This is a genomic window from Clostridium thailandense, assembly GCF_019207025.1.
Taxonomy (GTDB): domain Bacteria; phylum Bacillota; class Clostridia; order Clostridiales; family Clostridiaceae; genus Clostridium_AM; species Clostridium_AM thailandense.
Window position 1 is genome coordinate 49,830 of record NZ_JAEEGC010000021.1, and the last position, 21,454, is coordinate 71,283.

Here is a 21,454-nt window from a genome sequence, read left to right on the forward strand (position 1 = left end):
TTTAAATTACTATGTAATTAATTTTTTCATTACTAGTTATATTTTACCACAATTAAGCATGTAAAATCCATTTTTATAATTAATCTTTTTTGTTATTCATGCCTGCTTTCTTCATCTAATGCATTAACCTGCATCTCCAACCATTTTATTTTCTTATTCAAATCATTTCTTTCCTCTGCAGAAATGTTCTTTGCGGATTTCTGTGCTACATCTCTCATTTGATAAAGTTTTTTTTCCATTATATCAAGCATACGTAACCTGTATTTCACCCACTCTAATTCTGCTTGGAGCTTTTCTTCTAATTCTTCTTTAGTCATGTGATTTTCATTTTCATCCATTATAATTCCCCTCATTCTCTCTATTACTAGATATTTTATCATATTAGTACTTCTAATTTAAATAATTATTTTCATCTATATTGCTTCCTAATATCATTTATAAATATAAAGTTTTTTTAAACTTTATCGATAAAAACATTGAGATAATTATTCCAAATTAGTAATAATATTGTTTTTACTATAGTGCACTGAAAAGCATTTTTTATCATATTTTAGATAAACAGGAGGTTAACTATGAATTTAAATATATCTCAAAGTGAAGCTATTAACTTCTATGATGGATCTAATACAGATTATTATATAAAAAGAACACCATCAGTAAAAACATCTATAGATTTACCATTAAGTACAGTTAGTAACCTGTCACAAGATAGTATTGAAATATCTAATGACGCAAGATCTCAATGTAATTATATTACAGAATTTAAAACTGCAACTACAGTTACAAATCATACCCCCACTTTAGAAAATATCACAACAAGCAGTAATACTTTTATCTCTAGTGATTCTATAGATCCTGAATTTATTAAAAATTATTCTTTAAAGTATGTAGAAATTAGAAAAGAAATTTTAGAAAATTCTTCTCAGGATGAAGCTGCTAAAAAAATAAATCTTTTAGATACTGCCTATAATGATGCTATTAATAGTGCAGCAGGAAGTCTTGCTAGTGATTTTCAAAATTTTTTTGATTATGCATCTAACGAATGGAGTTATAATAATTCAGAAGGCGAAATCAATAAGTTTGATGTTGACGCGTTCAAAAATAACATACTCTCTCTAGCGAATGAAGCTTTTTCTGTAGTTAAACAAGCCTTTAATGATAATAATTTTGATAACTTACAATCAAAATTAGAAAATAAACTTTCAAATATACAATCAGGTACAACTATAGAAAGTATGAATTATACTGATATAAAAGAAGTTGATAACTTTTTGAAGAATCTACCTAAACTAAAAAATCATGTTAAGGAATATTTTGATGATGGTACTTATAGACCTGTATCTGGTAACTGGACTACAAGTGATGCAGTAAATGCTATAAATCTGGAATATACTATGGCTAAAAACTTTCTTAACTCAGGAGGAGCCTATGATTCCGTCAAAAAAACTGTATATAATACTACTTTAAAAAACATCTCTTCCTATCATAAACGTTTCGCCTTTGATTATCAATCGGACCAAAATCAAGATCAAATAAACAAAGATAGAAACAATTACAAATTATTAAAAGAGCAATATGAAAATTTTGAAAAAAAGTTAGATGCAGCTAAAAAGCAAAATAATATGAAGATGGTATTAACATACCTTGAGATACTTAACGGTCTTAAGACCCAGCTAGCAGAAGCAACTGCTAAGTTAAAAGACGATACAGAAGCTCAAAATAAGTTATCCAAAAATCCAAACAATGTTGTAGAAACTGAGGCTTATAAAGATATAAGCAATGGTGAGATTTTTAATGAAAATCAAGATTAAACTTATAGGGTTTCAAAATAGAAACCCTATAAGAATCTAATTAGTTTAATTGTGACTTAATTCTTTTTAAGGCTGGTCCATATTCTCCGCACATTCTATAATAATCTAAAGCCTGTTCTTTGAATCCAAGCACATCATATATAACACCTATGTTGTAATAAGCTAAAAAACTTGTAATACCTTCTACCTTTCCATGAGGAAACTTAGTACAACATAAAAATTTCTCAATAGCCTTATCAAACATTGCATTATTCATATATACTAGCGCTATAAGGAAATGAAAATCGGGGCTATTATCATATATATATGCAACATTTTCAAGTACAAGAGCATCTGAATATCTTCCACTATTAATTAAGGAGTATCCATAGGTCTCCACAAGATCTGATACATATTCCAAGTAGTAATTCAAATCAAAATCTAATGACTTTTCAAAGTATAGAGAAGATGTTTTGTAGTCTTTAAGCATATAGTATGATTTTCCCAACTGATAATATAGATATGGATCCTCCGAATTTAAACTTAAGGCAGATTTTAGCATATCAATATTTCTTTTAATTTTTTTCGTTCTGCCTAATACTTCTTTTGTATACCCTACATGCTCTGCTGTTATATCCAAACACTCAGTTTCATATTCCTTACCATCTTTAGCTATTATCTGTTCATGTATTATTCCTTCATAACAAAAATAATTCTTGTTAAAAAGCCTATTAACCCATTCTGTATATTTTTTGGTTTCAAAAGAATCTTCCATTATGTTTATTCTTTTTATTCTGCCTACCTTATTTTCATTTGATGGATTATTTATAAACTCATCTACAGTATATCTGAAAAAGTCGTTAACAAATTCATCTGCATCTAGAATAAGTACCCATTCACTTGAAGCTTTTGATATAGAGTAGTTTCTGGCTTTTGAAAAGTCGTTACACCACTGAAAATCGTATATTTTATCTGTAAATTCTGATGCTATCTTTCTTGTGTTGTCTGTAGAGCCTGTATCTACTATTATTATTTCGTCTACAAAAGAATGTATTTTTGATAAACAGCTCTCTAGATTCTTTTCTTCGTTTTTAACTATCATACATAAAGTTATCATGTTTTTTTTACTAGTTTCCATGCTTGCTATTTGCTCCTTACGTACTTTTAAAACCTATTACAAAGCACTTAACTTGTTTCTCCAATTTTCGTATTCTTTTTCTATAGAGAAATTTATTATTTTTTCTGCTTTATCCATTTTTAATTCTTCAAGTGATGTTTTTAATTCTTTAAAATTTTCTTTTAATTTTTCAGTGTATTCTATTAGGTTACTTGTATTTTCACTTTTATTTAAAGCATTTTCTATACTTTCTAAAGCTATTATGGAATCATCCGTTAAACTTTTTAATTCTTGAAGCTTATCTTTACTATTTACATTATTCTTTATATATTCAATAGCTTCACCTAAAGTATTTGAAAGTTTTAATATATGTTCTTTTACATCTGAATTTTTCATTAAATTTTTATTATCAGCTTGGATTGATTTATTATAAAATATATATTTTATATCTTGAATAAAATTTTTTGCATTGACAGCTATTGATGTTAAAAAAAATACAATGCTAATTATAACAGCTATTTTTTGTTTTCTAAAAATTTTTTTCATAAACATTCTATTGTTACCTTAAGCTTAAATCCTATTACATTCTATTTCAAAACCTCAAATCATAAACTACATTCATTATACAATAGTCATTAAATATCTCCCATATTCCGTCGTCATTAAAGGCTGTGCTAGTAAATGTAGTTGCTCTTTCCCTATAAATCCCTTCCTATAAGCTATTTCTTCTATGCAAGCAATATATAATCCTTGCCTTTTTTGAACTGCCTGTACAAAATTATTAGCTTCAAGCAAAGAATCATGAGTTCCTGTATCAAGCCATGCAAATCCTCTTCCTAATACTCTTACATTAAGCTTTTCACGTTCTAAGTAAATTTTATTTATATCTGTAATCTCAAGTTCTCCTCTATTAGAAGGATTTATACTTTTAGCTATTTCTATAACTGAGTTATCATAAAAATATAATCCTGGAACAGCATAATGAGACTTTGGATCTTTTGGTTTTTCTTCAAGAGAGATAACCTTCCCTTTTTCATCAAATTCAACTATACCATAAGCTGATGGATTATTTACATAATACGCAAAAATACAAGCTCCATCTTCAATTTTTGCTGCTTCTTCAAGGGCAGGAGTGAATCCTTGCCCATAGAATAAATTATCTCCTAAAACTAAACATACATGCTCATCTTTTATGAACTCTTCTCCTATTATAAATGCTTCGGCTATACCTAATGGTTTTTGTTGAGCTTTATATGAAAATTTCATTCCTAACTGACTTCCATCTCCCAAGAGTTCTTCAAAAAAAGTTAAATCTCTTTCTGTAGAAATTATCAAAACCTCTCTTATCCCTCCAAGCATGAGCGCTGATAAAGGGTAATATATCATGGGCTTATCATATACTGGTATTATTTGCTTACTTATTGCTTTGGTGCTGGGATAAAGTCTTGTACCCTTCCCGCCTGCTAATATTATACCTTTCATTTAGTACGCAACTCCTATCTTCCATAGAACTTTTTATAGTAATTCATATAATCACCATTTACTATTTTGCCAAGCCAATCTTTATTATTTAAATACCATTCTATTGTTCTTAACATCCCATCATTAAAATTTACTGATGGATTGAATCTTAGTTCCTCTCTTATTTTTGTTGAATCTATAGCATATCTTCTGTCATGACCTTTTCTATCCTCTACATATCTTATTAAAGCTTCTTCTACATCCAACCCTTTATGTTTTAAAGCATAAATTATATATTTTACTATTTCGATATTTTGCTTTTCATTATTTCCTCCAATATTATAAATCTCTCCAACTGCCCCTTCGTTTATAACCAAATCTATTGCTGCACAATGATCTTCAACATAAAGCCAGTCCCTAACATTTTTTCCATCACCATATATGGGTATATCTCTATTTTTTATACAATTATTAATAATTAAAGGAATAAGTTTCTCTGGAAACTGATACGGTCCATAATTATTAGAACATCTAGTTATATTTATTGGCATTCTATAAGTATCATAATAAGCCTTTACTATTAAATCGGCTGAAGCTTTACTTGAAGAATATGGACTATGCGGATCGATAAGAGTCTTCTCCGTAAAATATCCATCTTCCCCTAAAGAACCATAAACTTCATCTGTGGATATTTGAATATATTTTTTCCCTTCTTTAAACCCATTCTTCATTTTCCAATATTTCTTAGCAATCTCAATGAGAACTTGTGTTCCTAAAATATTAGTTTTTACAAAAATTGAGGGATCTTCTATGCTTCTATCTACATGAGACTCCGCCGCAAAATTAACTACATACTCTATATCATAAGTTTTAAATATTTTACTTAAATTTTCTGCATCGCAGATATCCCCCTTAATAAATTTATAATTATTTAAATTCTCTATATTCTTTAAGTTGTTTAGGTTTCCTGCATATGTCAGATTATCAATATTTATAATAAAAATTTCTTCTTTATATTTATTAAACATGTAATGTATGAAGTTTGAGCCTATAAAACCAGCTCCACCTGTTATTAAATATGTTTTCATATCTATCTACTCCTAATTTTAGTATTATTCTATTTATCGTAAAAAATCAAAAAAAATTTAGGAACAAAAATTTTTGTTCCTAACCTATAATTACATTGTTTCTTGTCATTAATATTAGCCTCATTAATAAGTATCCACTATTAAATAACTTTTATATGAAAAAATCTAAAATTATTTTTTTTATACACTCACGCCATATATAATAACTTTTAATTAAGTTTTCAACTTCTTCTTGTAATTTTTTTAATTCATTAGAATTATAATAATTTTTAAACTTATTAATTAAAGTAATTAAATCTTGCATTGCTTTAATTAATTCTATATTTGAATTCGTAAAAATTTTATTAGTTAACTCTTCTAATTTACTTATTGCTAAAACTATATCATTAAAAACAGCTGCTGAATTATTTAAATCATTCTTTTCCAAAGTTATTTTTACATAATTTAGTCCTTCACCTACTGTTTCTATAAGTGCTTCTATATTATTTAGCTCATTTAAATTTATTTCATTCTTTTCTTTTATTTTCTTAGCTAAAAGCCAAATTCCTGTTCTATTGTCAGCTGCCTTTGAAAATGGTGCTATTTCTTTAAACAATGTATTAATTAATCTTTTTCCTATATGAGCTAATACTTCTTTATCCATTTGTATGGTATTTTTATATTTATTTCTATTTTGAGTTATTATATTTAGTAAATTAGTCTTTTCTGATTCTAAGTTAATTAAACTTAATCCTTCTCTGTTAATGTAATAACCTTCTGGATAAATAGTATCACCATCATATTCAAAAGGCTGTGCAGTACCTGTTTCTATAATCTGAAATCCATACTTATTCAAAAAATTATTTATTGTGATTTTGTTAAATTCATATAAATGTATTGGTGGTGTAGGATGAAACCAATAATTAAGAGTTTGGGAAAAAAAGTACAATATAGCTTGACTCTCATAAGAATCCACATTTGGTACTTCTAGTAACAAATATCCATCATCTTTCAATAAGTTATAAATTTTTTTAATCATAATATCAGGATTAGGAGTATGCTCCAATACAGAAAGTGCTGATATAACATCAAACTTTTGGTCAGTGCTTAATTTAGATATATCAACATTATACACTGGAATATTCAAATTTTCCTCAACAGCCTTACTTATTGACTTAGACACTTCTAAACCATATACATCAAAATTAGCATTCTTTAAAACTTTTAAAAACTCTGCACAATGACAGCCTATATCTAATACACTGCTTCCTTCATTATAATATTTTAGTAATAAGTTTTTATAAAACTCAAATCTTCCTTCAACATAAGTTTTATTTATATTTTGCTTTATATACTCTTCAGTATACTGTGCTTGACCATATGATTGATAATACTCTATAGTCTCTTCTAATGTTGGCATCGGTTCAATATGAACCATTCCGCATTTATTACATCTAACCACTTCATAATTAGATTTTTTAAATATCAAAGTATGTTGAGCGTTATCGCAAACAATACAGTTATTCATTTTGCCTCCATAATAATAAATTATTAGTTTTCTAAAATCTTCTCTATATTTTCTATAATATACTTAATATCTGCTTCTTTTAATTCCGCATACATAGGAAGTCTTAAAATCCTACTGCTTAAATTTTCTGTTTTAGGAATATCTCCCTGCTTATAGCCAAGCTTTAAGCCCATAGGAGAACTATGTAATGGTATATAATGAAATGCTGCTGAAATTCCTTTTTCCTTCAATTTATCCATTAAATAGTTTCTTTCGTTTTCTGAATTAAGCAGAATATAAAACATGTGGTAATTACTCTCGCAATATTGTGGTATCACTGGAAGTCTAAGCTTTTCTTGCTTCTCTAGATCTTTTAAACTATCATAGTAGTTTTCATAAACTTTTTTTCTTTTTTTCTGAATTTCATCTAGTTTTTCAAACTGAGCATATAACAATGCTGCTAAAATATCAGAAGGTAAGTAACTTGAACCAATATCTACCCAGCTATATTTGTTTACTTCTCCCCTAATAAATTGACTTCTATTTGTACCTTTTTCTCTTATTATCTCAGCCCGCTTAATCAAAGTTTCATCATTATTTATAAGAATTGCTCCTCCTTCTCCTGAAGAATAATTCTTAGTTGAATGAAAACTATAACATCCTATATCTCCAATAGTTCCTAAATATTTACCTTTATATTTAGAATTTACTCCTTGTGCTGCATCCTCTACAACTTTTAATTTATATTCTTTTGCTATATTCATAATATAATCCATATCACAAGCTACCCCTGCATAATGAACTGAAATAATAGCTTTTGTTTTCTTAGTTATTTTTCTTTCTATATCTATAGGATCTATATTAAGTGTGTCCTCACATATATCTGCAAATATAGGTTTAGCTCCTCTTAGAACAATATCATTGGCAGTAGATACAAAAGTATAAGATGGAAGTATTACTTCATCCCCTTGCTTTAAATCTATAAGTAACGCTGACATATCAAGAGCTGAACTGCAAGATGTAGTCATTAAAGCTTTTTTTATATTAAAAGTTTTTTCCATAAACTTAGTAACTTGCTTTGTATAGTATCCATCTCCATGAGTATGTCCTCTCAATAAGGTGTCTCTTATATATATTTCTTCATTTTTTGTTATATATGACTTATTAAATGGTATCATATTTCACTTCCCCTTTATTTTTCTTCCATCCCCATATATAATAAGGAGCATTTGACCCACAATTAAATATTAAATCTAGTACTGTTACAAAATGATTAAATTCCCCATAAAGTTGATTATATCTTGGATACTCATATTTAATATATTCAAGTTTTATATTATTCTCTTCAAATTTTTGTGTTACAATATACTTCTTAGCTGCAGGTCCTGATAAATAATGAGTTGAATTTAGTTTTTTACATATATCTATTATTTTATCATCTTTTGATCCATCTATATTTAAATTCACTGAATTTATAAACTCTGTTTCTATTCCTAGTTCATTTGCAATAAGCTTTATAGCATAAATGTTAAAATCCGATATTCCATTCCATATTTTATGTTTATACAACTTTTCTAAAATCCATCTATATTCTTTAAAATATGGGGCCTTTGCGTAATTTAACTCAAATGAATTATAATGTTTTCTTTGCCAATTTATTTTGCCATTAATCTCAGCTTCACATATTTTTTGTTTAGATCTATTGCTATGATTTACAGGAACTGTAATCCACTTAATCCCATCCTTAGTTATTATTTTATTTCTATTTCTCCAATCGTGCTCTGTATACTGTACATCTTCTAGAAATACAAATGTATCAACTTGGTATATCATATCAAATACACCTTTCCATGGAATGTAATTGGACTGAAGTATTGCTATTTTTTTTGACATAACATTGCATCCTCTAATTCTGAAATATAATAACTATCCCAATCTCTACATTTCTCACATATTGGTATTTCACTAAATTTTCCTTGAAGGTGTAAATTTCTTATACTCTTTAAATTACCATTCCACAAATAGCTAATACTACTTTTTTTAATATTTCCAGCAATATACTTACCATCAAAATCACAGCTACATTGAACTACATCTCCATTCCATGCTATTGCCATTGTTTTAAAAAGCCATCCACATGGATATCTTTCTTTATGTCGCATTCCTTCTATTTCTAAAGCACCATTCCAAGTTATATATTCCTTTAATTTAACATTGGCTCCCTTACTTTTCCAATAAGACACAAATTTTTCTTCTTCATCATCTTTATGAACGTTAGGAAGCTGAATAAGCTGAACTTCTATTTTTAAACTCGGATTTAAATTGTTTTTTATTTCTATAAGCTTTATAATATTATTTTTTACTTTCTGGAAATTGTCATTGTTTCTTATTTTTAAATAGGTTTCTTCATAATATGCATCTAAACTAACTACTATTTTATCTACACCTGAATCTATAATAGCTTGTGAAATTTCCTCGTCTAATAATAATCCATTAGTATTTAAATAAACATTTTTTAACCCTTTATCCTTAGCATACCTTATAAAATAAACTAACTTATACTTTAATAGTAAAGGCTCGCCGTAAAATTCCATCCATAAACATGTATTTTCATCTTCTTGAGCAATTTCATTGATAATTTTTTTATAAGTTTTTATATCCATAAACCCTTTTGGTCTACTCATTTTACTATGACCACAGAAATTACAGCTTAAGTTGCAATAATTAGTAGTTTCTAGTGCTATACTCGGTGGAAACTTTTTATTTATTAAAGTCATTTATCATATCACCATACCCTCTACCTTTATTCGGCCATGTTGTTTTAGCCCAATCACCACATTGATTGCAAAATGAAAAATCCATTAAATTAGCACTTATATTACTTTTTCTTAAATTTTTATAAAATTCACTATGCCATACATCATAAATATTTGTATTTCTATAATCAGTAATTTCCGCTCCCCCATCCCAACAATTAGGGCAATAAGATAACTTTCCTTTTGCAGTAAGCATTATTCTTTCCCAAGGATACACACATGGCTCTCTTTTTTGTATACATTCATTTAATTTAACATTTCCATAATTATTTGCTCCTCCAGCAGAATGCAACTTTCTAATAATAACGTAATCTACTCCATTTGACTCCCAATAATTTTCAAATTCCTTAACTTCATCTTTATTTAATTTTTGCTCTACAAAACTAACTACAATTTTAGTATCTAGCTTTAAATCATTTTTTAATTTTATGAGATTTAGCACATTATTCCTAGTGATTTGTAAGTTTCCATTTTTTCTAATCTTCAAATAAGTTTCGTCATAAAAAGCATCTATACTAATATCTATAAGATTTACCCCTGTTCCTAATAAAGTCTTAACATTATTTTCGTTTAATAATGTACCATTCGTAGTAACCGAAACAAATGTTTCGGAATAATCTGCTGCATATTTAAGCATTTCATAAATCTTAGGATGAACTAAAGGCTCTCCATTTGCTGTATATCTAATCTGTTGAGTATTTCCCTTTCCATATTTTTTAACTTCTTCTACTAATTTTATATTTAAGCTTATATCTAAAAAGTTTCTATTCAATATATTAAGTTTCTCATACCTTGCATGAGGACAATGTGTGCACGATAAGTTACAAACTTCTGTTACATCTACTATTATTTGTGATGGAAATTCTTCTTTTAATCTATCATAAAAGCCATAATTATCATTCATAATTTCAATATTACCTTTCTCTATGTTTATGTTATAGTTACAAAAAAATTTTATCCATGTACTCTTTATATTTACAATTTCCTAATTTTTCCCTTATAATCTCAGAGTTTTTGATTTTATTATTATCGTTAATTTCAACTAATTTATTATTGATAGACGAAGCATCATATAACATCAATCCCATATTAGTTAAATATTTAAATAAAGTATTTTCTTTTTTTACAAATACAGTTTTACCAGCATATAAAAGTGCAATTATATTACCACCGGCTTGTTGCCTATTTTGGTAAAATATACCAAAATCAACTTTGCTTATTATTTTAAAGTATTCTTCCGCCTCCATGTACTTCAATAAAGGAATAAATCTATCTCCTAACAATCTTTTTCCTTCATTAACAATTTTTTCAACATACATATCATATCCACCATATGATAATGGAACAATTACACTAAAATTGTTATCTATAAGTTTACTCAACTTATAGATTATGTCTAAATGGTTATTCGCAGGACTTGCTGAATTGCCCAATAATATAGTATATTTATATTTGTTGTTCACTAATAAGTTATTACCTCTTAAATCTGAACATTTGTATTTTTCAAATTCAACTGGCTGAGGGTACAAAAAACTTTTTCTACTTGCAACAGTAATAAAATTCTCCCTTATTTTATTATAATCCCCTTCTATATCAGTTAATATATACTTTATTCTTCTAATGGTTGCTTTTCTACAAACATATTCAATTGTATTCTTGTTAATATTATTATTTGCGTCAATTCCAAAATCCTTTAATAGTTTTTTTGTCATAGGTTCATACATTTCTAAATCAATATAATTATACAAATCCCCCCCCCATAACATCCAGTTCATGGATTTTTTTATATTAAACTTACACACAAGCACACAAAAATAATCAAATAGGTAATGTATAAAAACTTTTGAGCATTTATCTATATAATGTAAAAGCTTTTTTAAATCATATCTCATATCTAATATTTCTACATTTTCTATATTTTCTATATTCATAAATTTTAATTTTTCATCTTTATTATATATGATTATAAACTTATGCTCCTGTTGCTTATAATTGCTATTTACAAATTTAATAAATTTATCACAAAATTGACTGTCATACATTATATGTAATTTAAAACTTTCTTCCGTGTCTTTACAAATGCCATATTCCATCATATTAATTTTATCAAGTTCATCTTGTATCACTTCTCTATGATCATATTCTAACTTATTTGAATATTCTATGATTTGCTGTCTTTGTTCTCCATCTTTCATATTAAAAACAATATTTTCATAAGTTTCTATGGCTTTTAAATATAATCCTTTTTGCTCATATAAATACGCCAAATTGTAATTCAAATCAAAATTATTACAATCTTTTTTTAAACCATTCTTTAATATACTTTCAGCTTCTAATAAATTCCCTTCCATAATTGCAATAACTGCATTCATAGAGTAAATATCTATATCATTAAACACCATTTTTCTATATTCATTTATTAAAGCTTTAGCTTCTTGCATATTTTCTGATTCAATTAATGCTCTTATATTCTCTTTTAATTGTCTTCTCAAAATTTCCATTTCATCATTCATAAAATTTTGCTTCTCTTTTAGTTCATTCAATAAAATTTCTATGCCTTTCTTCATCTCTGGAAATGACCTTAAAGCTTTTCTTAAATATTTAACGTACTCAGATTCATTACTATCTTTTACATATTCAGCCTTATACATATATATTAAAAAAGCTTCTTCATCATTTTTTAAGTCGAATATTCTTTCTTCCTCAATAATTCTTTTACTATAAACTTCACTTATATAAATAGTACCGTCACTTATATAACTCTTAAAAATCTGCGAAAATTCATTATCATTCATCTTATCAAATGCAATAATGTATCTTTTTAATGCTCTATTTACTCTTATTTGATTAAAATTATTCTCTTCTTTATTTTCATATAAGTAAGCTAATATAGTCTCTGTTAAATCTTCATATTTGCTCCCTATATATTGAAAAAATTTATTTAATCTTAATTCAAAACAACTCGTTAAAATATCATATATTGGATATTTAATTTTTAATAATTTATAAATAATATCTCCATAATAATCAGGAAGATTGTTAAAGTCTAGTGATTCAATATTTTTATCTTCATCTAATGAGTTTCTATTTTCTTTTATGCTTATTCTAATTCTGTTTAATAATCCATAACTATCTTTTAACTGCGAAAAACTATGCTCTGTATTTTCAATCTCCTGCACATTCAATATAATCTTACGTTCTTCTAGTATATAAGTTAAATAGTTCTTTTTATCCTCTTCTAAAGTAATATAATAATTTTTAAGTTCATCATACTTTTGAAATTTTATATATATATTAAATAATAAACTAACCAGTTCATTACTATTTACTTTGATTAACTTTGCATGTTTAATTGCTTCAGTATAGTTATTATTATTCATATAATCAATAGCTAATTTTTCATGTGCATAATTTTGAGACTCTACTACGGCTGTATGAAGTACCACTGAAAAGTCTGTCGCAAAAGTAGAATTTTCAAAGTCATCCATTAGTTCTAAGTATTTTTTATAATATTCAATTGCCTCTTTATCATGTTTTATAACTTCAAAAGCCTGTGCTGCAAAAAAGTATAAATCTACATAATCAGGCCTTACATTTATGCCTTCTTTGCAAACATCAATGATTCTCTCATATTTTCCTTGGGCATAACCAAATACTGCATATTTATTATAAACATATGAATATGTTTTTTTAATTTTATCACTTTTATCTTTTATTAAAGCATAAGCTTTTTGAATTTCATCCCAAGCTTCTTTTTTATCACCATGCATACTATAGCTTACCGATAATTGGTATCTATAATATACATTTTCTGGTTCTTTGCTAATCTCCCCCTTTAAAAGCTCTGAAGTTCTTTTAAACTTTTTTTCCATAAGTTCTTTGTCCGAAATGTCATAGCCATAGTGATGTAAAATTATATCCTGTGCTAAAAAAGTAGGATTTTTACTTATCGGCTGATTATGAACAGCACCTATATATTTAAACTTCCCATCATTTTTAAATAGTCTACTAGTATTAAATAGTTCTGCATTTATAGTATTACCCGGAACTACAATTCTTTGTGCTTCCTTTTCCCTAAGCATTATAGTATTAAATCTATTAATCCTGTCATCATTAAGTAAATCCAATAATTCTTGTGAATTCTTAAGTTCCTCATCTGCATCCATAATAAATATCCATTCACCTTTTGCATAGGAGATAGTTATATTTCTCATATCTCCAAAATTATTATTCCAAGGGTGAAAATAAAGCTTTTCTGTATACTCTCTTGCTATATCTATAGTTTTATCTTTAGAGCCTGTATCTACTATAATTAACTCTGTATAAGGCTTGTCTATTAATAGCTTTAAACTTTCTAAGCATCTTCTTAAATTCTTTTCTTCATCTTTTACCATCATACAAATACTTAATTTAAATTCCATATTATCACTCCCCATTTTACTTTAAAATAAACAATTTGTATTTTATAGTCACTGTAATAAAAAATTAATCTATGAAAATTGTTATCTATCTAATTATTCATTTTAAAACAAAATTATTCTAATTAAAGTATATTGATAATACAAAATATTTAATAGAATAACCTTTTATCTTTAAAAAAGAAGTCAAAGTATAACTCTGACTTCTCTTTATTTTAAAAAACTATCTTAATAACTGTAAAACCTGTTGTGGCTGTTGGTTAGCTTGAGCAAGCATAGCCTGAGCAGCCTGAGAAAGTATATTATTTTTAGAGAATGTTGACATTTCTTTTGCCATATCAACGTCTCTAATTCTTGATTCAGCAGAAGTTAAGTTTTCTGATGAAGTTCCTAAGTTATTAATTGTATGCTCTAATCTGTTTTGGTATGCACCAAGCTTAGATCTTTCTGCTGATACAGTTTCAATAGCGTCATTTATAACACTAATTGCAGCTGTTGCTTTATCTGCAGTTGAAACATCTAATGAATATTCTATGCTTGTATTATCAGTTCCATTACTTACATTCTGAGTTGCTACAAAGGATGCCACTGATCCATTTTTAGCTGTTTGAGTTGTAACGTTAGCATCATTAGATGTTATTTTTAAAGCATTAGCACGCATATCGCCTATGTTAACAGTCATGCTTTGAGCAGTATTAGCTCCAATTTGTAGTTTAGCTTCAAATCCATCCTTTGAATTTGTATTAGTATCTACTGTAGTTGCTGTCATTGATTCATGATCAATTTTTTGATTAAGTGTAATAGTGTTTCCTGAAGCAGAAGCAGTAAATTGTGTATTTAAGCTAGCATTTGCTGATATAGCTTGAGCTAAGTTAGCTGTTTGAGCTGCTTTATCTGCACTGTATAATACAGATGTTCCATTAGCCAAACCAGAATCAGTTGCATCATCAGTGACCTTAATGCTTACACCAGCAACTTCATATTTTCCGCCTACAGCTACTAAATCATCAATTTTAAAGGATTGCTGACCTTGTACTGCTACATTTCCACCAACTATTCCATTTGAAACAGCAGTTCCTGTTGCTTGTGTTGCTTTCTCCTTTAATGTAATCTTGCCATCAGTGCCTACTGTCGCATCAAAACGACCACTTAATGTAGAATTTGCATTTATAGCTGCTGCAATTGATAAAGCTTGTTGATGAGCATCTGTTCCAACATTAAACTGACCTTTTGATGCATCTGCTCCAGAAGCTACAGATGTAAATGTCTGTCCTCCTATTTTCACTGTCATTCCAACTGATTCAAAAGCTTTATCAAGTGTCATATTATACTCACCACGAACTTCAGTTACACCAGCTGTTTTTGAAGCTGTAGAAGTGATTCCAGTTCCTACTGTGCTAGCTGAAGTAATTCCTAAGGAATTATTAGTAGCTCCATCTGCTTTTGTATCAGTTATAACTAATTTATTATTGCTTACACTAAATGTAAAGTTAGCCAATTCTGATCCACCTTTAGCTTTTACCGCTTCAAATGCTGATTTCAATGCATCTGCTGCACCTGAACCTGTCCAACCTTTGTCAATGGTAACAGAACCTGTTAATGAATCTGTTGCTGATGCTGTTTTAGCATTAGCTGCATCTGCTGTATTTAATGTTACAGTTACACCATTGAAAGTAAATGTACTTGAAGATGTAGCCGAACCACCTGCCAATGCTCCTGAACTCCAAGTAGCTGCTACTGCTGCTGTACTACCTGTAACCTGAGTTATAGGCACTGCATATGAGCCTGCGACTACCTTGTCTACTCCTGCTGTGGTTGCAGATGTAGCTGCTACTGTTCCTAAATCACCGCCTGCACTAAATTGAGCACTATCTACTGCAGCACTATTGGCAGTAATCTTAACACCAAGGTTTGAGTTGTTAGCTGCAAAAGTATAATTTGTTAATTCATTGTTTGAACTAGCACCTTTGTATGCATTTAATGCAGCTACTATTTGAGTACCTACATCTCCATAAGAAGAACCATCACCAGTTATGTTCAAAGCTACAGTTTTGTTAGTTGTATCAACTGTACCAACAGTACCACCAACAGTAGCACTTGAAGAAGCTGTTATGTTAACTGTAACTCCATTAAATGTAAATGTACCAGTATTATTTGATGCAGAAAATGCAGTTAAAGCAGCAGTTGACCAAACAGCAGCAGTACCACTTGTAACTGCCATTGCTGTTGTAGATGCTCCCTCAAAATTCCCCTTAGCTACACCAGCTTTTACTGTTGCAACATCTATTTTCTTTTCTTCTCCACCGCCGTTTAATAACTTCTGAGTATTAAATTCTGTAGTGTTACCTATTCTATTTATTTCAGAAGTAAGCTGATTCATTTCTGATTGTATTGAAGTTCTATCAACACTAACATTAGTATCATTAGATGCTTGAGTAGCTAGCTCTCTCATTCTTTGAAGAATAGATGTAGTTTCGCTTAATGCACCTTCAGCTGTTTGTACCATTGAGATACCATCTTGAGCATTTGATGAAGCTTGGTCAAGTCCTCTGATTTGACCTCTCATTTTTTCTGATATTGATAGTCCTGCTGCATCATCTGCTGCACTATTTATTCTAAGACCTGAAGAAAGTTTCTGCATTGATTTACTTGCATTACTTGAGTTAATGTTCATGTTTCTGATAGCATTGTTCGCCATAAGATTGTGATTAATTATCATAAAATTTCCCTCCTTGATTTTTGGTGTGGACTTCCTTGTCTCACATACTTATTTATAGTTAAACTCTTTGAGTTTACTAACATATTTGTTTGTAATTACCGGTATTTACTTTTTTATTTTCATATTAGTTTTATCGTAATCTCTATTTATCACTTTACACTATTTTAAAAAATATTTTTATAAATTTTGAAGCATGAGAAAAGAGGCCTAAGCCTCTTTAAATCTTAATTATATTTTTTTACTAAATATAGTTGCACTGGTATATCTCTTATTATATGAATTATTTGCTCTTTTACTCTTAGCTACCTTCTCCATTTCAGCTCTTACGGCTTCGAGTTTAACTGACATCAAAGTATTCAACTTCTCTTGAACTTCATCTAATTCAAGTTCCTTATACATTTTTTTTCCTTCTTCTTTTTCAACTATACTATTTAGAGCTTTATCTACTAACATCTGTCTACTTTGTATTAATTCCTCAAGCAAATCTAAGTTATCCTCTTCTACAACCTTTATAATTTGCATTGTGTACTCTTTGTATTTTATTAAGATATCCTTTAAATTCGCATCCATATTTCAGCTCTCCTAAATTAACTTACAAATCTGTTCTATATTTATTAACTTCCAAGCATAGAACTTAATGATGATTGTTGTGCCGAAAGTTGTGTCATAGCAGTTTCAAGCTTTGAAAATTGTAAATAGTATTTTTCTTGTTTATCACTCATTTCAGATTTAATCTTTTTTATCTGAAGCTGCTCTTCATATATTTGGTCAGGAAGAGTTCCGTTCCCCCCACTACCTGTACTACTATAATCATATTGCTTGTTTGCATAAGAAGTTAGTATGGCAGTATTTAAGGTAGTACCTGTATATCCAACATTACTCTCAAAGATAGTCTTGATTCTAGTAAAAATTCCATCTTCATTATATTTTGTGCTAGTACTGTCATATGATTTACCTGCAGCAGCAGTAGACTGATTAGTAAACATTTGTAATACTTTATCACTTTTAGTTGCTATAGCTGCTTTTAACTTGGATGGGTCTGCTATCTCAACATGTCCAGGTGTTGATACGTCCGAAGACATATCTATACCAATACTATTATCACCATATTGTCCAAAAGCAAGTCCAGTACTGCTTACAGCTGAGGTAAATGCAGATCTTAAGCCATCAAGCATACTTTGAAGATTACTGTCATTTCTAAGGATACCTACCTTTGCTTTAGTTTCCCAAGCTGTAATTTGTGAAGTGGTCATGGATTCCTTCTGGCTGTCAGTTAAAGGTTTATAGTTATAATCCTTCTTTTCAGTAAGCTTCGTTTGAATTTCATCTACTATAGTGTTGTATTTAGTAATAAAACTACTAATTTTATCATATACTGCTTGGGTGTCTGTTCCAACATTTACTGAAGCAGTTCCAACACTTGATAAAGTATAACTCATTCCATCTATAGTAAAATTGTTACTTGATTTTGCAATGGTTGTACTATTTGTAGCACCTGGAGGTGTAATACTAGCAATAGCGTCTTTTCCATTAGTACTATCGGCTCTTAAACCCAAAGTTGAAAAATCTGATGTAACTTTTACAGTTTTACTGCTATCTGCTCCTACAAGTTTAAACTCACCAGTTGTATAGTCAAAACTTGCAGTAACATTACTATTAGCTGCATGAACCTTATCTATAACACTACTAATACTATCAGTTGAAAGTATGTTAACATTAAAAGCAGTTCCATCATATTCAAGCTTTAAATCACCATTGGTGCCTGTCCCCATTCCTAAATCTTCCATTGTCGTGCTTGTATCGATTGCATTTCCACTAGTATCTTTAACCCCTATACTATTCCCAACTTGTGTTGCATCGGTAGTTAATCCTAAAGCTGCAAAATCTGAAGTTATTTTAATACTTTGTGAGCTTCCTGTACTAGTCGATTGTATACTAAAGCTTCCTGTTAATTGACTATAACTTGCTGAGGCTAAACCTGATGTTGTGGTACTTATATTATTTATAACATCACTTATCTTATCTGTAGTATTTACTGTGACACTGTAATCTGTACCATTACAATTAAATTTAATAGTTCCTGAAGAAGTCAATCCCAAATCACTCATGGTCGTAGATGTACTAGGATTAATTACTCTTCCTTGTAAATCGTCTATACCAGTCACTGTAGTACCTGAACTTGAATCTAATATTTTTACACTGCTGTCATTTAAACTCTGAAACTGTATCTTATCTCCATTAACTACTGCTTGAAACTTACCTTTTAAAGAAGAATTGCTGCTTATTTTTGTATTTATATCATTTACAGTAGTAGTTATGTCTGAATCTGTACCTAGAGTTATCGTTTGAGTTGTCGCACCATTAACACTAAATGCTATGCTTTTACCACTCCAATCACTAGCGTTAAAACTTTTACTAGTGTCTTTTGCAATCTTGCTTCCACTTTTGCTAGCTGCTGCTGCCAATTGAGTAATATTCATCGTATATTTTCCCGTCTTCGCTCCAGTTCCAGGTTTAAAAGTTGCCACAGATGTATCTACTGTAGTAGAACCTGTAGTACTATTTACCGTAAATGGCGAGAAGTTTGATGATGATAAAATATTTTTATCCGTAGTCATTGAATCAAAAAAAGAATTCTGCAAATCTTTTATGTCCTTAATAATATCTTGATATGCATCTTGCTTCCATTGGGTATATTGCTCATCCTGCTGAGCTTTATCAAGCTTTGTTTGCTCTGCTGCCATCATTTTTTTTACCAAAGCATCTACATCAAGACCAGATGCCATACCTGTAATTCTAATAGTGTTACCGCCTCCAGCTCCAGTCATACCAGTAGATGTTGTACTTACATCACTCATATTTATCCCCCCTAATATTTCTAATGAAATTAGAAATACCTAATTTTCGCTTTCCATTTTCAAACTATTTCATTATTTTAGATACTTTATAAGCCTTATCCCAAGTGTCCTTTACATCCTCTATTAATGGGATTACCTCGTCCATTATTGCGACATCCTTTTTCATATTAGCATCAATAAGCCTTCTTACTATAAAGTCATATACCCTCATAAGTGACTCTGCCCATTCTCCACCTTTCGATACATCGAGAGTAACCATAAGTTCGTAAAATATGTTTTGAGTTTTAACTATATTTTCATGTGATTTTTTTATATCTTTTTCAACTAGCGCCTCTCTTCCTATTTTTGCGAATTTTACAGCGCCATCTAAGAGCATAAGTAATAATTGTTCTCTTGATGCATAATTTACACTATTGTTTTTATATGCATTATATGCGTTTGGTGCATACATATCATTGAACACTCCTTCTTTTTAGCTAAGAATTACAAGTAAAATTTAAGCTTTAACAGCATCATTTTAATTATTCAACAATGATTGCACAAACACCAAATTTTCACACGCAATTCTCAACTATTAATTCTTATTCTAATTATCGTAGTTAAATCAATTTTATTTAATAAAAATTAAGAATTAAGACTCGATTTTTAAGCCTTAATTCTTAAGCAACTATCTTCTTACATCTAAAAGGTGGCCTGCATCTTCTTCATTTGATGTGTTTTCTCTTTCCTCTTTGTAGGCGGATACTTCTACCTCTTCTATCTTTACCGCATCCACAGAAAGTCTCTTTTTGTCTTTTTTCTCTTTCTCTAACTTTGCGCTAAAACTTTCTCCATTTTTGTTCTTTTTGTCTTGGTTATCCTTATTTATAACTATACCACTTTTAGTATGAATCTTACCGGCACTTGTAGTCTCTTTAACTCTTTGACGAACCTCAGGGTCTACTTTATTTAATCTAAATTCCATAGAAATTCCCCCCTTAATTCAATTGACAATTGTCAACTCTTAACTATAAAAACTTTTCCTCACAAAATTTTATTCTAAGCTTTTTCATCTACCATTATTCCTGCTAATTCACAAAACTTGTCTATCATTTCTACTATTTTTTTTGATGGTATTTCTTTTATTACCTCTTTTGTATCATTATCCACTATCCTTATTGCTAACTGCTTTGATTTTCCTACAGTTTCATATTCTATGTGAGTTGGAGTACCTTCAAACAACTTATTTAAAGTATCTACTGCCTTCTTTACATCTTTTTCATCTAATGTTTTACCATTAGCTCCACCAACTTTTATAGTACTATCTGTTTGAACTACACTTAAACTACTGTCAGTAGCAGTACTTTGAACTTGAATATCAACATTTGAGCCTTGAGCTGAAGAGTTGGGTGTATAATAATTTTGTCCTCCTTGACTTAAACCTTTAATTTCCATCCTTGAACACTCCTTTTTAAATCATATAAGTACCTTTTATCTGTTTTTTAACTCTTTAAGTAGATTTATGTCTACAACCGCAGCTTTTTTATTTTCTTGTTCTACTTCTTTATATAATTCTTTTCTCAAAATTGTTACGCTTTTAGGTGCTGATATAGAAAGTTTAACCGAATTGTCATCTATTTTTACCACAGTAATTTCTATATCATCTCCAAGCAAGATAGATTCGCCCTTTTTTCTACTTATGACTAACATTTTATCATCTCC

Annotated in this window: 19 protein-coding genes; 1 reads left to right on the forward strand and 18 read right to left on the reverse strand. The window is 29.1% G+C overall.

The annotated features are described in order from the left end of the window. Window positions 1-92: 92 nt before the first annotated feature. The gene (locus I6U48_RS04825) at window positions 93-338 is read right to left on the reverse strand and encodes a hypothetical protein (RefSeq protein ID WP_246615205.1); all 246 of its coding nucleotides are present in this window, start codon (window positions 336-338) and stop codon (window positions 93-95) included. Between the two features lie 234 nt (window positions 339-572). Here I6U48_RS04825 and I6U48_RS04830 point away from each other — a divergent pair, with 234 nt between their 5' ends. Further along, window positions 573-1,811, forward strand: coding sequence for a hypothetical protein (locus tag I6U48_RS04830; RefSeq protein ID WP_218319275.1), 1,239 nt, complete (start codon window positions 573-575; stop codon window positions 1,809-1,811). Between the two features lie 40 nt (window positions 1,812-1,851). On the opposite strand, the gene I6U48_RS04835 is transcribed toward I6U48_RS04830, so the two are convergent. From I6U48_RS04835 to csrA, 17 genes are all read right to left on the reverse strand, one after another. Further along, window positions 1,852-2,928, reverse strand: coding sequence for a glycosyltransferase (locus tag I6U48_RS04835; protein ID WP_246615206.1), 1,077 nt, complete (start codon window positions 2,926-2,928; stop codon window positions 1,852-1,854). Between the two features lie 36 nt (window positions 2,929-2,964). Next, window positions 2,965-3,459 carry a DUF8042 domain-containing protein gene (locus I6U48_RS04840; RefSeq protein ID WP_218319276.1) on the reverse strand — a complete coding sequence of 165 codons (495 nt, stop codon included), beginning with the start codon at window positions 3,457-3,459 and terminating at the stop codon, window positions 2,965-2,967. Window positions 3,460-3,528: 69 nt separating this feature from the next. Further along, window positions 3,529-4,389 (reverse strand): glucose-1-phosphate thymidylyltransferase RfbA, encoded by an 861-nt coding sequence (gene rfbA, locus I6U48_RS04845; protein WP_218319277.1) that lies wholly within the window; start codon window positions 4,387-4,389, stop codon window positions 3,529-3,531. 14 nt (window positions 4,390-4,403) lie between these two features. Beyond that, entirely contained in the window at window positions 4,404-5,456 is a 1,053-nt protein-coding gene (gene rfbB, locus I6U48_RS04850; RefSeq protein ID WP_218319278.1) for a dTDP-glucose 4,6-dehydratase, read from the reverse strand. Between the two features lie 151 nt (window positions 5,457-5,607). Further along, entirely contained in the window at window positions 5,608-6,963 is a 1,356-nt protein-coding gene (locus I6U48_RS04855) for a class I SAM-dependent methyltransferase (protein WP_218319279.1), read from the reverse strand. Window positions 6,964-6,986: 23 nt separating this feature from the next. Then, entirely contained in the window at window positions 6,987-8,120 is a 1,134-nt protein-coding gene (rffA, locus tag I6U48_RS04860; protein ID WP_218319280.1) for a dTDP-4-amino-4,6-dideoxygalactose transaminase, read from the reverse strand. Next, the gene (locus I6U48_RS04865) at window positions 8,107-8,835 is read right to left on the reverse strand and encodes a WbqC family protein (protein ID WP_218319281.1); all 729 of its coding nucleotides are present in this window, start codon (window positions 8,833-8,835) and stop codon (window positions 8,107-8,109) included. The genes rffA and I6U48_RS04865 overlap by 14 nt, the downstream gene beginning before the upstream one ends. Then, entirely contained in the window at window positions 8,820-9,719 is a 900-nt protein-coding gene (locus tag I6U48_RS04870; protein WP_218319282.1) for a radical SAM/SPASM domain-containing protein, read from the reverse strand. The genes I6U48_RS04865 and I6U48_RS04870 overlap by 16 nt, the downstream gene beginning before the upstream one ends. After that, complete coding sequence (locus I6U48_RS04875; RefSeq protein ID WP_218319283.1) at window positions 9,703-10,662, reverse strand: radical SAM/SPASM domain-containing protein; 960 nt, start codon at window positions 10,660-10,662, stop codon at window positions 9,703-9,705. Before I6U48_RS04875 ends, I6U48_RS04870 begins: the two co-directional genes overlap by 17 nt. Window positions 10,663-10,699: 37 nt before the next feature. Then, window positions 10,700-14,179, reverse strand: coding sequence for a TDP-N-acetylfucosamine:lipid II N-acetylfucosaminyltransferase family protein (locus tag I6U48_RS04880; RefSeq protein ID WP_218319284.1), 3,480 nt, complete (start codon window positions 14,177-14,179; stop codon window positions 10,700-10,702). Between the two features lie 220 nt (window positions 14,180-14,399). After that, on the reverse strand, window positions 14,400-16,895 hold the full coding sequence (locus I6U48_RS30290; RefSeq protein WP_312890893.1) for a flagellin N-terminal helical domain-containing protein: 2,496 nt from the start codon (window positions 16,893-16,895) through the stop codon (window positions 14,400-14,402). Window positions 16,896-17,123: 228 nt separating this feature from the next. Further along, window positions 17,124-17,465, reverse strand: a complete 342-nt coding sequence (fliT, locus tag I6U48_RS04895; protein WP_218319285.1) for a flagellar protein FliT — start codon at window positions 17,463-17,465, stop codon at window positions 17,124-17,126. A gap of 44 nt (window positions 17,466-17,509) precedes the next feature. After that, complete coding sequence (fliD, locus tag I6U48_RS04900) at window positions 17,510-19,753, reverse strand: flagellar filament capping protein FliD (protein WP_218319286.1); 2,244 nt, start codon at window positions 19,751-19,753, stop codon at window positions 17,510-17,512. Between the two features lie 64 nt (window positions 19,754-19,817). Beyond that, entirely contained in the window at window positions 19,818-20,204 is a 387-nt protein-coding gene (gene fliS / locus I6U48_RS04905; protein ID WP_218319287.1) for a flagellar export chaperone FliS, read from the reverse strand. Window positions 20,205-20,420: 216 nt separating this feature from the next. Further along, window positions 20,421-20,717, reverse strand: a complete 297-nt coding sequence (locus I6U48_RS04910) for a hypothetical protein (RefSeq protein WP_218319288.1) — start codon at window positions 20,715-20,717, stop codon at window positions 20,421-20,423. A 74-nt stretch (window positions 20,718-20,791) separates the two neighbouring features. Then, the gene (locus I6U48_RS04915; protein WP_218319289.1) at window positions 20,792-21,187 is read right to left on the reverse strand and encodes a flagellar protein FlaG; all 396 of its coding nucleotides are present in this window, start codon (window positions 21,185-21,187) and stop codon (window positions 20,792-20,794) included. A gap of 36 nt (window positions 21,188-21,223) precedes the next feature. Next, entirely contained in the window at window positions 21,224-21,442 is a 219-nt protein-coding gene (csrA, locus tag I6U48_RS04920) for a carbon storage regulator CsrA (protein ID WP_218319290.1), read from the reverse strand. Window positions 21,443-21,454: the final 12 nt, after the last annotated feature.